The following is a 14,934-nucleotide window of genomic DNA, read 5'->3' as shown; positions in this document are numbered from 1 at the left end:
CAAGACCTGTGGGAACATTTCCCCGGTCTCAGTCCTTTTTCGCGCGCGGGTGCGCCGCGTCATAGACGCGCATGAGCCGCTCCAGGCTCACCTGGGTGTAGCGCTGGGTGGTGGCGAGGCGCCGGTGGCCGAGCAGTTCCTGCACGCTGCGCAGGTCGGCCCCGGCGTCGAGCAGGTGGGTGGCGAAGGAATGGCGCAGCGCGTGCGGCGAGACGGTCACGTCGAGCCCGGCCTCGCGGCAAAGCCGGGCGATACGGCGGCTGGCCTCCCGGCGGTCAAGCCGGCGCCCACGCGCGCCCACGAAGAGCGCCGGCGAGTCCGCTTGCGCAAGATAGGGGCGCTCCGCAAGCCATGCGTGAAGCGCCTCGCGCGAGGCGTCGGAAAGGGGCGCCATGCGCTCGCGGCCGCCCTTGCCCATGACGCGCGCGACGCCGCCGGCCAGCTGGAGGTCGTCCACATCGAGGCCGAGCGCCTCGGAAATGCGCAGGCCGGAGCCGTAGAGCAGTTCGGCCAGCGCGAGGTCGCGCAGGCGCAAGGTGGCCTCCTGCGGGGTGGTGGCGGGCGGCGCCGGCTCGGCGCTCAAAAGCGCGGCCGTCTCCTCCACGTTGAGGATGCGCGGCTGCCGCCGCTCCTGCCTGGGATTGTGCACCTGCGCCGCCACATTGGCCGTGACGAGACCCTGCCTTTGCAGATAGCGGAAGAAGCTGCGGGCCGCCGCGAGCTTGCGGGCCATGGTGCTTTTGGCGAGCCCCGCGCGGTAGAGGGCGCCGACCCAGGCCTGGATGTCCCGGTGAGTGACGGCGGAGGGTTCCCCCACATCCGCGCCGCGGGCGGCGAGGGCGCGGGCGAGCTGGTCGAGGTCTGCCGCATAGGCCATGCGCGTGGTCCCGGGGGCGCCGCGCTCCACACTGAGCCAGCTGAGAAAATCCGCAACGTGCCGCAGGGCTTCGGCCGAAGGCGCGGCATCGCCGGGCTCGGCGCCAAAAGCGCGCGGTACCCTGGCGCGCTTCATGAAACGGCCTCATAGCGCGCCCCCGGCAGACGCTGTACGGCGCCCAATATCTCGAGGCCCACGAGCAGCGCGCTGAGCTCGGCCACAGGCAGCCCCAGCTCCTGCGCGAGCGTGTCGATATGGACAGCGCCCTTGCCGCGCAAATGGCCAAGCAGGCGTTCCTTGGGGCCGGCAGCGGTGAGAGATTCGGCGGCAGCGCGCGCCGTATCCGGCAAGGGGGGCGGCGTGGGTGGTGTTGCCGGGACGGGCGCTTCGTCGGAGACATCGGGCGGCAGGCTGGCCTCACTGATGCTGAAGGGCCGCAAAATATCGGCCATGTCGCGCAGGATGTCCTCCACGGTGAAGACCGGCCGTGCGCCCTGGCGCACGAGCTCCTGGCAGCCGGCGCACTGCTCGTCCATCGCCGGCCCCGGCACGGCGAAGACCTCGCGGTTCTGCTCCAGCGCCATGCGCGCCGTGATGAGGCTGCCGGAGCGACTTGCCGCCTCGACCACCACCACGCCGAGCGCAAGACCGCTGATGATGCGGTTGCGAATGGGGAAATTCCCGGCGAGCGGGGCGGTGCCCGGCGCAAATTCCGAAATGAGCAGGCCCTCGCGGGCCATGCGCCGGAAGAGCTCGTGCCCGGAGCGTGGGTACACGCGGTCAATGCCGGTGCCGAGAACGCCGATGCTGCGGCCCACGCCGTTCAGCGCCGCCGCATGCGCCACGCTGTCGATGCCTTGCGCCATGCCGGAGATGACCGTGATGCCGCAGGCCGAAAGGCGCCGCGCCATGTGGGCAGCCACCCCGAGCGCATGGTCTCCGGCGCGCCGCGAGCCCACCACGGCGATGGCCGGCGCGCGAAGCAGGCCCGCGTCGCCGGAAAGATAGAGCAGGGCGGGCCCGTCGGGGAGTTCGCGGAGCAATCGGGGAAAGGCTGCGTCAGGCCAGAGGAGGATAAGGGCGTCGAGAGCGCGGGCCGCGTCCCACTCCCGGCGCGCTTCCTTGCGCCAGGTGCCACGGGCGAATTCGCCGGCCTGGCGTTTGTTCAGGCCAGCGCGGGGCCAGTCTTCCACTGCGCGGACCGCCGCATAGGCGGAGCCGAACATCTGGAGCAGGCGCGCGCGCGAACGCGGCCCGATGCCCGGGCAATGGCGCAGGGCGAGCGCGGCCCAGTATTCGTTGCGCCCGTCCTCGCCGAGAGCGGAGAAGGGCCGCGGCCCGGTGTGCGCAGGGGCGTCAGGGGCAGCCACGTCTTCAGTGTGTGTGCCTGCGGCCCCTGCCGGACTGCCGCCGCTCAGCGCGCTACCCCCATGGCCCGCGCCCTGCGGGCGGCCTCGGAATTGGGGAACTGCGCCATGAGCGCGCGGTACTTTTCGGAAGCCGCGGCCTTGTCGCCGAGGCGGCTCATGGTCATGCCGGCCTTGAGCAGGGCGTCGGCGTTCTTGTGGTGCTGCGGGTAGGCATCGTTCACCTTCTGGAACTGGGCGAGCGCGTCCTGGTACTTGCCCTGCGCGTAGAGGCCTTCGCCGATCCAGTAATCCGCATTGGCCGCGTAGCGTCCGTGGGGATATTTCTGGAGGAAGTCGTGGAACAGGCGCAGGCCTTCGTCCGTCCTGCCGGCGAGGGTGGCGTTGAGGGCCTGCTTGTAGGCGGCTTCCTCCCCGGCGGCGAGGGGGGCCCCGGCCGCAGGCGCGGGACTGGCGGCCTGAGGCGCGGCAGGGTGTGCCAGGGCCTTTTGGGGGGCACCGGGCTCGGAGGTCTGTGGCAGACCCATGGGCGGCAGGCCGGGATGCTCGGGGGGCAGCGCCAGGCTGGACGCGGGGATGGACGGCACGGGAACGGCGCTCGCGTTGGCGGCAGGGGCTGCGGCGCCCTGCCCGGAGGGGGGCAGGTCAATGGGGGGCAACGCTGCTGGGGCTGCCGGTGCGGTCGCGGGCTGCGCCGCGAGCGTGCCGGAGGGGCCCGCCACAGGGCGCCCCATGCTGCCCGAGGCTCCGGCGCTCGCCGTGGCTGTGGCCGGGCTCCCGGCCGGGGCTGCGGCCCGCTGCGCGGGGGCGGGGATGGGCGTGGGCGCTGCCGCAGGGTCGATCATGCGCCCCTTGGGCGCGGCTGCTGCGGGCTGCTGGGTGGGGGCAGCCGGAGCCGAAGCCGGAGCGGCCGGTTGGGCATTCGCCTGCGCTGTCGGCGGTACGGCACCTTGCGCCGCGCTCTGGGCCTGCTGGTTGCGCTCGGCGGCTGCGCGACGGGCCTGGGCGAGCAGGGCCTCCGCCCGGCTGGCGGGCTGTGCCGTCTGCGCCGCCGGGGCCGCGGCATCGGGAGCGGCAGCGGCCGTGGGGGGAACGATGGGCACCACGGTCATGGAGGTCTTCTTGCCGGTGCGCGTGCGCACCTCGTAGACGCGGTTATTGAGCTGCGCCACCTGTGAATTGAGCGAGGCCATGCTCGTTTCGAGCTGTTGCAGGCGGTGTTCGTTTTCGCGCAGGAGCTTGGAATTGGTCTCGCTCGTGGATTCGAGCTTGTCCACCTGGCCCGTGGACGCGCAGCCGACGAGCCCCAAGGCCAGTGCCAGGGTCGGGATCAAACGGATCTTTCTCATTTCCCCCTCCGGCTTTTTTTGTGCCCCAAAGTGACGGATATTTCAAGAAGTCTTGCAGGCCGCGCATTTTTGGGGCAAGAAAGATGCGGTTCAGCCATGCGCCGGGCGCCCGGCCGGCGCCCCGCAATCCGTAACCGCCGGCACGCGGCATGGGAGCCTTCGCGCATGAACGCCCTGGAACAGATCCTTTCCGCGTCGCCCTGGCTGCGCACGGCCTTTGATGCCCTCTCCGTCATCGTGCCCCTGTCCATGCTCTTTATCTTTGCCGGCATGGGCTTCATCTCGGCCACGGCGCGCATCCTCGCCGATGTGAAGGGCCGCAGCGCCTTTGAGAAATGCGCGCGCCAGCTCGCCTTTTTCGGCATGATGGTCGGCTGGATATTGCTCGTGGGCGGCCGCGTCTGGCTGCATTTCACGCGCGAAGCGCATGTGCCGGGCAGCGTCACCGCCTATTTTCTCGAAATGAGCTGGCTGCTCCTCAGCCTCGGCGTCATGCTGAGCAGCGTCTATTATACCCTGTGGCGCATCCTGAAAAACCTGCCCATCCTCCATGCCACCATCGGCATGATCAGCGCGGCGCAAAGCAGCTTTGCCGCCGTGGCCGTGCTCGGGACGGCTCGGCTTCTGGCGGCGCTCGCCCAGCCGGACGCCGCCGGCGCGGGTCTCCAGAATCTGCTGCCGGCCGACTGGGCTTCTCCCCTCTGGACGGCCGCGGCCTGCACGCTGCCCCTGCTCATCGCGCTCCCCGCCGCCGCCGGCGCGCTGTGGCTGCCCATGCGGCGCCACAAGGACGACTTCGGGCGCGACTATTACAACGCCATGATCCCCTGGTGCGCCGCATGGGCGCGCAATGCCTGGGCCTTGCTGTGGCTTGCGCTGCTCGCGTTCACAGCCATCAGGATGTCGGAGACCTGGGGCGTAGCCGGCATCACCTCGCAGGAAGCCATCCTTGAGAGCACGCGCCTTTTGCTCTGGCTCATCCCCGTCCTGCTCTGGACGCTCGTGCGCAAGAGCGCCGTGGCCCTGCGGCACCGGGTGACGCTTGCCACGGCGCTGCTCCTCGCCATGGCGTTCACGCTGCCTTATTATCTGGAGCTCACGGGCTTCTAGCGGCCGCTACTTCGTATACTGCCTGCGCCACTCGTCGAGGAAGAGCAGGGCCGTCTCCGTCGCGCTGAGCGGGCCTGTGCGCCGGCGCAGCCGGTCCATCACGTCCTCAAAAGGCGCGTGCGGCGGCAGGCCGAGGCTCGCGGTGAGCCGGGCCAGCTCCTCCCGCAACGCCGCATCGAGTTCCGGCGCCTCCGCGCCTTCCCGCGCCTCGCTGCGCCAGGGGCCGAGCTCCTGTTCCATGGCCATGAGCAGGGTTTGCATGCGCCGCTCATAGGTGTGCTCGGCGAGGACGCGCTCGCGCGCGCGGCGGGCAATGGCCTCCCGCTCTTCGGGGTGGGCGAGGAAGTAGTCGATCTTCTGGTAAAATTCTTCGGGGCTCTCAAAGGTCGCCAGCTCGTCCGGCCCGAAGAGGCCATCCATGAGCGTGCGGCGGTCCACCAGCTGGAAGGCGCCCATGGCCGCGAGTTCGAAGGTGCGCGGATTGACGAAATCCCCGTGGCTCACGAGCTCCTTGGCCGACACGCTGGAGTGGAGATTGAGGTTCACCTTGGCGGCATTGTAGATCTTGACGCTCTCCTCCTCGCCGATGCGGCTGCCCCCGCGCTGGATATTGCGCGCAAGCAGCGGCTCCCCCTCCCAGTCCGAACCCCAGATCTTGAAATCCCGTCCCGCCAGCGGCCGGAAGGCGAGGCGCCGGTTGGGATAGCCCGCGCCGAGGAAGGCGATGTCCGAGCCGTATTCCCGCTGTTCGCCCGGGCTCAGGGCAAGCGGCTTGTGGAACTCCGGCAGCGCCGCCAGCGGCAGGTAGAGCGCATGCGGCTGGCCGATGGCCGCGAGCTCGGCAAGGAAGGGCTCCTTCTGGATGACCGCGAAGAAGTCATAGAGCGGCGCGTAGGTCTGCCAATAGGTGAAGAGACGGTAATCCTCCACGAACCACATGGCCGTGCGCACGCCCGCGCGGCGGAAGCGCTGGAGCAGGTTGCGGCTCATGGGGGCCTGCGCCAGCGCGAGCACGAGCTGCGGCGCCAGCTCCTCGGCCTGGGCCCAGATGGCCTGGGCCACCACCTGCAAAAAGGCTGCTTCCAGTGGGCCCTTGCGCGCCGGCGTGAGGTCGAGCTTGCCAAGGCCCGTGAAGGCCGGGTAGAGCGCCGGGGCCTCGAAAACGCGCACCGTATGGCCAAGGTCCGTCAGGGCGCGCGCGCAATAGCGGCCGATGGGGAGCGAGCCGCCATACATGGGCAGGACCACAAGAATGCGCAGGGCCTGGGCTGTCATGCGTACCTCCCTTGCGGCAGCATCCATTCGGGGTCGGGCAAGAGGGCTTCGTGCAGGCGGCGCAATTCGCCGCTTTGCGCAGGGTTTGCGGGCTTTGGGGCCTCCACGGCGCCGGGCGCAAGGCCGAGCCAGTCGGCCAGTACGGCGCGGGCGCCTTCGCGCAGGAAGGCATCGGAATCTTCGCCGCCCGCAAGGCGCAGGCGGCCGCCCAGCCCGTCGAGACCGCTGCGCCAGCAGAGCAGGGCCGCGGGGAGCTCGGGGGCGTCCTCACCGTTGAAGACGCGCGCGAGCTGGCGGGCAAAGCCCCCGTCCCGGAAAACCTCGAGGCAGACCACCTTATGCGGGCAGGGCGCGGATTCGAGGCAGGGCGCGCACGCCGGCGCCGCCTGCCAGACGGTATGGCCGAGGCCATAGGGGCCGGTCTCGTGCGCCCATGCGGACGAGAGAAAAAAGGCCAGCACCGGCACCCCGAGGTGGGCGGCGAGGTGCATGAGGCCGGTATCCGGCGTGACGAGGGCATCGAGCCCGCTGACGGCCTCCACAAGGTCCGGCCAGTCCGTTTTGCCGGAGAGATCCTCCACTTTCAACGCCACCCGCGGGGGCAGCTCCCGCAGGAGCTTGTGCGCCGCCGGCCGCTCGCTGGCGCTTCCCAAAAGGACGATACGCGGGTTCCCGAGCAGGCCGGCGAGGGTCTTCACCACCTCGGCGAGCACGGGCACGGGGAGGGAGCGGCGCGCCTCACGCCCGGCCAAGGCCACGCCGAGGCCCCTCCCCCCGGGCCGCGCCTCGGGGTTGACGAGCCCGGGCGCCACGGGGGCCGGCGCGAACCATGCCCAGAAGTCCACGAGATTGAGGGGCGAGATGCGCCGGCGCCGGCTCAGCTGGAAGGCCAGGCGCGCCCACGGCGAGCGCAGGAGCCCCCCGTCGGAGACAGGCGCGGGCCGGTAGCCGATGACCGTCTCCGGGGCAAACAGGCGGCAGAGCGCGCCCGTGAGGCGGGAAAAGTTGCAGTTATAGACGAGGTCGGGCGCAAGCGCGCAGAGATTCTCCATGGCCGGGAGATTTTCCGCGATGGCCCTGGCTTCGCCCCGGCCGTGGAAGGCGAAGGGATGGACAGAAACGCCGGGATAGAGCAGCCGCGCAAGTTCGGCGAGGCTCGCGTCCACGGCAAGATGCACCGCGCCCTGCGCCGCAACGCTGAGGAGGAGCCGCTTGCTCTGAACGAGGTCGCCAAAGCGCGCGGCCTGGATAACAAGGATCTTCGCCATCAGGCACCCGTAACGAGGTGGAAGGACCGCGCGTTGCCCACCCCGGGCCTTTAAACGCCGCTGGCGCATGGTAGTCCATGCGCCGGCGGGAGACAAGCGGGCGGGGCGCCTATTGGAGGCGCGTGTACACGCTGGGCTTGAGGCCGCTGCCCGCGGGCATGTTCTCCTGCAGGAGCGGGACGAGGTCGGGCGTGATGGGCACCGTGCCCATGGCCTTGGCGATGACCTCGTTGGTGGCCACCGAAATGAGGCTCATGGTGAAGCGCACTTGCTGGCCGCTCACCACATAGGTGCCGGCGAGGATGGCCTGGCCCACGCCGGACTTGCTGGCGAGCTTGCGCACGTCGCGGGTGAGGATGAATTCGCCGGTGCGCTTGTCAAAGCGGATGTCCTTGCCGCGGCGCAGCTCCTCGTAACGGTAGCCCATGTCCACGAGGTCGCTGGAGACTTCTTCCAGCATCTGCCGGGCGAGCGGGTTGGCCTGCTCGAGGTTGTTGATATTGGCCGGGGTGGTGCCCATGATGAGGATGCGCGAGCGCGCGAGCGCGCGAAGCTCCTTCTTGCTCATGTCCGGGCTTGTGCCGGCGTAGCGCATCATGAGCTGCTCGTCGAGCTGTTCGGCGATGTCCTCGCCGGCGCGGGGCACATTGCCGGCCGCCGCGGCCAGCGGGAAGAGCAGGACGGCGAGAACGAGGATGATGAGAACGAGGCGGGGCATGGCATACCTCAGCGCATGGTGCGGATCTCGAGTTCCACACTGGCGAGTTCACGTTTGATGATGGCAAGGTCCGCATCGTTGCGGCAGGTGGAAAGGGCCAGGGCATAACTTTGCCTGGCGAGCTCAAAACGGCCTTGGTCGCGGTATTCGCGGCCCTGTTCCACATAGTCCCAACTGATATTGGGCCCGCGCTCGATGCGCGTGTCGTGCGCGCCGCAGCCCGCGAGGGGGGCGGTGAGCGCCATGAGCGCCGCGAGGAGGGCCGGCAGGAGCTTTCGCATGGGGGCTTCCCGGGTTTCCTGGTGGAGGTTTTTCATCATTTGCCCTGAATGATCCTCACGGTGCCGCTTTTAAGCGTATCGGCTGGCGCCGGGAGTTGCCCGTACAGGCCGCCATTGATGCGCGGGCCCGCGGGCTGGGCAGGCGTGGAGGCCGCCACGGGCACGGCCGGCGGGTCGCTCTTGCCCATGCGCAGCACCACGGGTGTATTGACGAGCACGAGTTCCCCCGTGCGCAGCACGAGGCCGTCGGAGGCCCGCACAAGGCGCACATTGACGAAGGTCGCGTCCTTGTCCACATAGTAGGTGCCGACAACGAGCGCGGCCCACTTCTGGCCTTCGTAGGGGACCACCTGGTTGGCGACGAGCGCGAGGTCGTCGCGGCCGCCCACCACGGAGATCTTGCCGGTCAGCCGGTATTCCCGCGTGGGGAAGCCGCGCTGGTTGAATTCGTAAAACATGGATTCCGCCATGAGGCGGCCGAGAGGCGAGGAAGTGGAGGTGTTGTTTTCGTCCACGAAGGAGGTGGGCATGGCCACGAAGCCCTGCAGGGCGTCGTTGGGCACGGTGGCGAGCATCTGGTCGGCGAGCTCGCGGCACTTGAGCTTGATCTCCACGGCGTCCACATAGCCGGGGTCATTGGCCGTGCCCCTGGTGCTGCACGCGGCGAGCACGGCGAGGAGGAAAACGCTGAAAAGCGCAACGCGAAACGGGTTCTTCATAAGGACCTCTCCGTGGCCGGGACAGGCGCATTCGTTCTATCGGCGTCCCGGCGGGAAACTTGAGGCTATGTGAAGGCCATCCTTGCCGGGAGAATTTCCCGCGAAAACATTTGCAAGATATATTCCAGAAATTGACTTGGCTTGCCCCGGGAAATAGCGTAGATTTCGGCTTTGTCAATGGCTGGCGCGGAAAATTTGGGTAGTGGGAAGCACCTTCGCGCCCGTGGAGAAGCGGGGCGCAGGCGTGCGCGGCGGCAGGATTTGCCCGCTGGGCGGCGCGATTTTTCTTGCGGTGTCAGAAAAACGGGGGCCTCTATGGGCGGGAACAGCCGCGAAGTGCGGCTCGGCAGCTTGCGTATTGGCGGCGGCGCGCCTGTGATGGTGCAGAGCATGACCAATACCGACACCCGCGACGCAAAGGCCACCGTGGCCCAGATCCACCGGCTCGTGGCCGCGGGCTGCGAGGCCGTGCGCGTGGCCGTGCCCGACGAGGCCGCGGTCAGGGCGCTGCCCGCCATCCGCGCTGGCTCGCCCGTGCCGCTCATCGCGGACATCCATTTCGACCACCGCCTCGCCGTGGCCGCTCTGGAGGCCGGCCTCGAGGGCCTGCGCATCAATCCCGGCAATATCGGCCCGGCCGCCCATGTGGACCGGGTGGTGGACGCGGCCAAGGCGCACGGGGCCGTCGTGCGCATCGGCGTCAATGGCGGCTCCCTCGAAAAGCCGCTGCTCGAGCGCTTCGGGGGCCCCAGGCCCGGGGCTCTTGTGGAAAGCGCGCTCGGGCATCTGCGCCTCTTGGAGCGCCGCGGCTTTTACGATGTCAAGATTTCCCTCAAGTCCTCCTCGGTGCTCGACACCATCGCGGCTTACCGGCGCCTCTCCGAGGTCTGCGACTGTCCGCTGCACATCGGTGTCACCGAGGCCGGGGGCTCCATGCGCGGCACGGTGAAGTCGTCCGTGGGGCTCGGCATCCTGCTCCACGAAGGCATCGGCGACACCCTGCGGGTCTCGCTCACCGCGGACCCGGTGGAGGAAGTGGCCGTGGCCTGGGAGATCTTGCGCGCCCTCGGCCTGCGCTCGCACGGGCCCGAGATCATCTCCTGCCCCACCTGCGGGCGTACCGAGATCGACCTTTTCGCCCTTTTGCGCGCCGTGGAGGAGCGCCTTGCCACGACCACGGCGCCCCTCAAGGTGGCGGTCATGGGCTGTGTGGTCAACGGCCCGGGCGAGGCGCGCGAGGCGGACATCGGCCTCGCCGGCGGCCGCGACAAGGGCATCATTTTCCGCAAGGGCGAGGTCGTGCGCGTGGCGCGCGGCCAGGAGGCCCTGCTCGCGGCCTTCATGGAAGAGCTCCAGAAGCTCCTCGACGGCGAAGGCGCGCCGGCCGGCCCCGGCAACGCATAACAGGCGCCCAGCCGCATCAACCCCAAACACCCGTATCGCAAAGGACCAGCATGCGTTTCAGCTCCTGTTACATCCCCACGCTCAAGGAAAGCCCGGCCGACGCCGAGGTGGTCAGCCACAAGCTGTTGCTGCGCGCCGGCATGGTGCGCCGCCTCACTTCGGGCCTCTATATTTACCTGCCGCTCGGGCTCAAGGTCATCACGAAGATCGCCGATGTCATCCGCGAGGAGATGGCGGCAGCGGGCTTCCAGGAGCTGCTGCTGCCCATGGTGCAGCCGGCCGACCTCTGGAAGGAGACGGGCCGCTGGGAGCATTACGGCAAGGAACTGCTCCGCTTCCGCGACCGCAATGCCCGCGAATACTGCCTAGGCCCCACGCATGAGGAGGTCATCACCGACCTCGTGCGCGGCGAGGTGCGCTCGTACCGGCAGCTCCCCGTCAGGCTCTACCAGATCCAGACCAAGTTCCGCGACGAGATCCGGCCGCGCTTCGGCCTCATGCGCGGCCGCGAATTCCTCATGAAGGACGCCTATTCCTTCGATGCGGACATGGCGGGCGCGCAGAAGAGCTACCAGCTCATGTACGACGCCTATGTGCGCATCTTCACGCGCCTCGGGCTTCGCTTCCGCGCCGTGGAGGCGGACACGGGCTCCATCGGCGGCAACTTCTCGCACGAGTTCATGGTGCTCGCCGACACCGGCGAGGACACCATCGCGGTGTGCGATTCCTGCGACTACGCGGCCAACCTCGAGCGCGCGGAGGCCGTGTGGACGGGCCAGGTATGCACCGACGCCTGCCCGGACGTGAAGCCCGTGGCCACGCCCGGCGCGCATACGGTGGAGGAGGTGACGAGCCTGCTCGGCATTTCGCCCAAGGAACTCGTGAAAACCATGCTCTTCAGCGTGGACGGCGAGACCGTGGCCGTGCTCGTGCGCGGCGACCGCGAGGTCAATCCCGTCAAGCTCAAGAACTTCCTCAAGGCGCAGGACGTGGAGCTCGCCAACTCCGCCGCCGTGGAGGCGCTCACCCAGGCGCCGCTTGGCTTCGCCGGGCCCGTGGGCCTGAAGCTCCCCATCTATGCCGACCTCGAGCTTCAGGGGGGCACCAACTACGTCACCGGCGCCAATAAGGGCGACACCCACCTCATGCATGTGGATCTCAACCGCGATGCCAGCATCACCGCCTGGGCGGACCTGCGCGAGGTCATCGAGGGCGATGTCTGCCCGCGCTGCGGCGGCCGCCTTTCGCTCACGCGGGGCATCGAGGTGGGGCACATCTTCATGCTCGGCCTCAAGTACAGCGGAAGCATGCACGCCGCCTTTCTGGACGAGAACGGCAAGGAAAAGCTCATGATCATGGGCTGCTACGGCATCGGCGTCTCGCGCGTGGCCGCGGCCGCCATCGAGCAGAACCACGACGACGGCGGCATCGTGTTTCCCCCGCCGGTGGCGCCCTTTGACTGCATCCTGCTCAATCTCGACCCGCGCGACGAAAAGGTCACGGCCGAGGCGGAAGCTCTCTACGCCCTTCTGGAAAAGCAGGGCGTGGACACCCTGCTCGACGACCGTGAGGAGCGGCCCGGGGTCAAGTTCAAGGATGCCGACCTTCTGGGCATCCCGCTCCAGCTCGTGCTCGGCGGAAAGAGCCTCGCCCGCGGCGTTGTGGAAGCCAAGGACCGCAGGAGCGGCCAGAAGACCGAGCTGCCGCTGGACGGCTTTGCCGAGGCTTTCGCCGCCTGGGCAGAGGGCGTGCGCCAGGCGTGGGCGAAAAGGGCCTGACCCGGGGTATCTGGCGGCAGCGGGGGAGCGGCGATGCGGGACGAGACCGGGGCCGGAGGCATGGAGGGGTGGGACGCGTCCCCGCCTGACGAAGCCACGCCGCCGGAGGCCATCCTTTCCGTGCGGGCGCTGACCGAGCGCCTGCGCCGCACCTTGGAGACACGCTATCCCTTTGTCTGGGTGCGCGGCGAGGTAAGCAATCTCTCGCGGCCGGCCTCGGGGCATGTGTATTTCAGCCTCAAGGATGCCGAGGCGCAGATCCAGTGCGTGTGGTTCCGCAGCCGCCAGCGGGAAGGGCGCAACTTCGACCCGCTCACGGGCGAGGTTTTTGAAGGGCCGAGGCCTTCGCCGCTCGCGGCGCTCGCCAACGGGCTGGAGCTTCTGTGCGCCGGCCGCGTCAGTGTCTATGCGCCTCGCGGGCAGTATCAGCTCGTGGTGGAGCTCGTGCAGCCGGCCGGGGCAGGGCTGCTCGCCCAGGCCTTTGAGGAGCGCAAGCGCCGGCTCGCCGCGGCGGGCTATTTCGCGCAGGAGCGCAAGCGGGCCCTCCCGTGGAACCCGTGCCGCGTGGCGCTCATCACCTCGCCGGGCGGCGCGGCCATCCATGATTTTCTTGAGCTCGCGGCGGCGCGCGGCTGTGCCGCCCAGATACGGCTGTTCCCGGTGTCCGTGCAGGGCGAGCGCGCCGTGCCCGAGATCGTGGCGGCCCTGCAGGAGGCCAATGCCCAGGCCTGGGCCGAGGTCATCGTGCTCGTGCGCGGCGGCGGCTCGCTGGAAGATCTCTGGGCCTTCAACGAGCCGCCCGTGGCGGACGCCATCTTCCATTCCCGGCTGCCGGTATTGGCCGGCATCGGGCATGAGGTGGACGTGAGCCTCGCCGACCTCACGGCGGACAGGCGCGCGGCCACGCCCTCCCACGCGGCGCAGTTGCTCTGGCCGCTTCGGGCCGAATTGCTCCAGCGCGTGGACGACCTCGAAATGTCGCTCGACCGCGCCATGGAGCTCCGGCTGGAGCGCGAGGCCCACGCGCTGGGCCTCCTTGAGCGGGGCCTCGCCTGGGCCTCGCCCGCGCGCCGGCTGGAGCGCCTCGGTGAGCGCGTTGCCCTGCTGGAGGCCGGCTTGCTGGCCGCAGTGCGGCGCCTTGTGGACGAAAAGGCGCGACGCCTTGACGCACTGGAACGGGGGCGCCGCGCCGCCCTCACCGAGGAGGGCCTGCGCGCCAGAGAGCTCAGGCTGGAAATGCTCACAACGGCGCTCCCCCGGCTCATGGGGCAGCGCCTTGAGGGCGCCCGGATGCTGCTTGACGGGCTCTGTACCCGCTTGGGCCGCGCCATGACCGACCAGCTGCGCGCACGGACGGCACAGTTGGAAAAGCTGGAGCTCACCTTGCAGGCCCGGGACCCGCTGGCGCCGCTGGCGCGGGGTTATGCCCTTCTTTATCGGGAAAACGGGGCGCTCGCGCGCTCGGTGACAGATTTTGCCCCCGGCGACCTCTTGCGCGCGCAGCTTGCGGACGGCATGCTCGGCGCCCGGGTGGAAAAGACCGTGCCGGAAGCGGGAAAAGGACAAGCACAATGAACATGCCGAAAAACGGACTCAAACGGGAGCCGCGCCTCGCCTGCGCCCTCACCCTGGTTCTTGCCCTGCTTTTGCCCCTGGGGCTTGCGCACGCAGCTGCGCCCGTGCAGGAGAAGGTGCAACTCACTGCCCCGGAGACCGTGGCCCGCGGCGACGCCTTCGTGGCCGAGGTGGTTTCCGCCGAGCCCATGGAAGGAGCGACCTTTTTCTGGCGCGGCAAGCGGCATGCTGTGGCCGCGCGGGAAGTGCGGGACGTGGCCGGGGCCGCGCCGGTCTGGCGGGCCGAGCTCATGCTGCCCGCGCCCCTCGGGGAAAAGGCGCAGAGTCTCAGCCTCGGCGCCTGCGCCGGCAAGGAATGCAAGCAGCCCGAAGCCACGCGCAAAGTGGGCCTGTATGACCGCAAGCGGCCCGTGCAGCGCCTCACCGTGGACAAGAAATATGTGGCGCCCCCGCCGGAAGAGGCCGCGCGCATCAGGCGCGACCGAGAAAAAGTGGCGGCCGCCCTCGCGCAGCGCCTGCCGGAGCGCCAGTGGGAATTGCCGCTGGACCGGCCCGTGCCCGGGACGGTCTCGAGCCTGTTTGGCCTGAAACGCGTGTTCAACGGCGAGCCGCGCGGCATGCACCGCGGGCTCGACCTGCGCGGTGCCCAGGGCTCGCCCATCCGCGCCTGCGCCGACGGCGTGGTGGCGCTCGTGGACGACCTGTATTTTTCCGGCAATGCGGTCTATATCAATCACGGCGACGGCGTGTTCACCTCCTATCTCCACATGTCAAAGCCGCTGGTCAAGCCCGGCGAGCACGTGAAGCGCGGCCAGGTCATCGGGCTCGTGGGCGCCACCGGCCGCGTGACCGGGCCGCACCTGCACCTCGGGCTCGTGGTGCAGGGGGAATCGGTGGACCCGCAGCCACTGCTCGCGCCGGCGGAGCAAGTGAAGCCGGCGCCCGCGGCAGGAGGCGAAAAGAAATGAAGAGCAAAAAGCCGGCCCGCTTTGAGGAGGCCATGACGCGCCTCCAGGAAATCGTCACCGCCCTTGAGGACGGCCAGCAGCCGCTGGAGCAGGGCATCGCCCTTTACAAGGAAGGTGCCGCCCTGTCGCGCTTTTGCCGCGAGCAGCTCGAAAAGGCGCGTCACGAGATCTCCGTCTGGCAGGAGGGCGAGGCCGTGCCCTTTGCGGGACTTGAGAGCGAAGAGGAGGAAGGCGCATGACAGCCC

General features: G+C 69.2%; 14 protein-coding genes. 6 read left to right on the top strand and 8 right to left on the bottom strand.

Features of this window, described 5'->3' with window-relative positions; all coding sequences use genetic code 11:
* Nucleotides 1-28 precede the first annotated feature (28 nt).
* The 3 genes from HDR50_RS09380 to ybgF are packed head-to-tail and all read right to left on the bottom strand — an operon-like array spanning nucleotide 29 to nucleotide 3,593.
* Entirely contained in the window at nucleotides 29-1,012 is a 984-nt protein-coding gene (locus HDR50_RS09380; RefSeq protein WP_291357863.1) for a tyrosine recombinase XerC, read from the bottom strand.
* A complete protein-coding gene (gene dprA, locus HDR50_RS09375; protein ID WP_291357862.1) occupies nucleotides 1,009-2,247 on the bottom strand; it encodes a DNA-processing protein DprA in 1,239 nt (412 codons plus the stop codon). Before dprA ends, HDR50_RS09380 begins: the two co-directional genes overlap by 4 nt.
* A 44-nt stretch (nucleotides 2,248-2,291) precedes the next feature.
* A complete protein-coding gene (ybgF, locus tag HDR50_RS09370; RefSeq protein ID WP_291357861.1) occupies nucleotides 2,292-3,593 on the bottom strand; it encodes a tol-pal system protein YbgF in 1,302 nt (433 codons plus the stop codon).
* A 165-nt stretch (nucleotides 3,594-3,758) separates the two neighbouring features.
* On the opposite strand from ybgF, the gene HDR50_RS09365 reads away from it, so the two are divergent.
* A complete protein-coding gene (locus HDR50_RS09365; protein ID WP_291357860.1) occupies nucleotides 3,759-4,703 on the top strand; it encodes a hypothetical protein in 945 nt (314 codons plus the stop codon).
* A gap of 6 nt (nucleotides 4,704-4,709) precedes the next feature.
* Here the strand turns inward: HDR50_RS09365 and HDR50_RS09360 are convergent, their stop codons facing one another.
* The 5 genes from HDR50_RS09360 to HDR50_RS09340 form a co-directional block, all read right to left on the bottom strand.
* Nucleotides 4,710-5,978, bottom strand: a complete 1,269-nt coding sequence (locus HDR50_RS09360) for a glycosyltransferase (protein WP_291357859.1) — start codon at nucleotides 5,976-5,978, stop codon at nucleotides 4,710-4,712.
* Nucleotides 5,975-7,246, bottom strand: coding sequence for a glycosyltransferase family 9 protein (locus HDR50_RS09355; protein WP_291357858.1), 1,272 nt, complete (start codon nucleotides 7,244-7,246; stop codon nucleotides 5,975-5,977). Before HDR50_RS09355 ends, HDR50_RS09360 begins: the two co-directional genes overlap by 4 nt.
* A 109-nt stretch (nucleotides 7,247-7,355) precedes the next feature.
* Nucleotides 7,356-7,964 (bottom strand): FlgO family outer membrane protein, encoded by a 609-nt coding sequence (locus HDR50_RS09350; protein WP_291357857.1) that lies wholly within the window; start codon nucleotides 7,962-7,964, stop codon nucleotides 7,356-7,358.
* Nucleotides 7,965-7,972: 8 nt separating this feature from the next.
* Nucleotides 7,973-8,245, bottom strand: coding sequence for a hypothetical protein (locus tag HDR50_RS09345; RefSeq protein ID WP_291357856.1), 273 nt, complete (start codon nucleotides 8,243-8,245; stop codon nucleotides 7,973-7,975).
* A 35-nt stretch (nucleotides 8,246-8,280) separates the two neighbouring features.
* A complete protein-coding gene (locus HDR50_RS09340; protein WP_291357855.1) occupies nucleotides 8,281-8,964 on the bottom strand; it encodes a FlgO family outer membrane protein in 684 nt (227 codons plus the stop codon).
* Between the two features lie 315 nt (nucleotides 8,965-9,279).
* Here HDR50_RS09340 and ispG point away from each other — a divergent pair, with 315 nt between their 5' ends.
* Genes ispG through xseB form a run of 5 tightly spaced genes read left to right on the top strand, consistent with a single transcriptional unit; the run spans nucleotide 9,280 to nucleotide 14,928 of the window.
* Nucleotides 9,280-10,368, top strand: coding sequence for a flavodoxin-dependent (E)-4-hydroxy-3-methylbut-2-enyl-diphosphate synthase (gene ispG, locus HDR50_RS09335; RefSeq protein ID WP_291357854.1), 1,089 nt, complete (start codon nucleotides 9,280-9,282; stop codon nucleotides 10,366-10,368).
* Nucleotides 10,369-10,418: 50 nt separating this feature from the next.
* Nucleotides 10,419-12,146 (top strand): proline--tRNA ligase, encoded by a 1,728-nt coding sequence (locus tag HDR50_RS09330; RefSeq protein ID WP_291357853.1) that lies wholly within the window; start codon nucleotides 10,419-10,421, stop codon nucleotides 12,144-12,146.
* 33 nt (nucleotides 12,147-12,179) lie between these two features.
* A complete protein-coding gene (gene xseA / locus HDR50_RS09325) occupies nucleotides 12,180-13,721 on the top strand; it encodes an exodeoxyribonuclease VII large subunit (RefSeq protein WP_291357852.1) in 1,542 nt (513 codons plus the stop codon).
* Nucleotides 13,718-14,689 (top strand): M23 family metallopeptidase, encoded by a 972-nt coding sequence (locus HDR50_RS09320; protein ID WP_291357851.1) that lies wholly within the window; start codon nucleotides 13,718-13,720, stop codon nucleotides 14,687-14,689. Before xseA ends, HDR50_RS09320 begins: the two co-directional genes overlap by 4 nt.
* Nucleotides 14,686-14,928, top strand: coding sequence for an exodeoxyribonuclease VII small subunit (gene xseB, locus HDR50_RS09315; protein WP_291357850.1), 243 nt, complete (start codon nucleotides 14,686-14,688; stop codon nucleotides 14,926-14,928). The genes HDR50_RS09320 and xseB overlap by 4 nt, the downstream gene beginning before the upstream one ends.
* Nucleotides 14,929-14,934: the final 6 nt, after the last annotated feature.

The organism is Desulfovibrio sp. (assembly GCF_014803725.1).
Classification (GTDB): domain Bacteria; phylum Desulfobacterota; class Desulfovibrionia; order Desulfovibrionales; family Desulfovibrionaceae; genus Desulfovibrio.
Note: the sequence above shows the minus strand (reverse complement) of the source record. Positions and strands in the feature narration are given on the sequence as shown.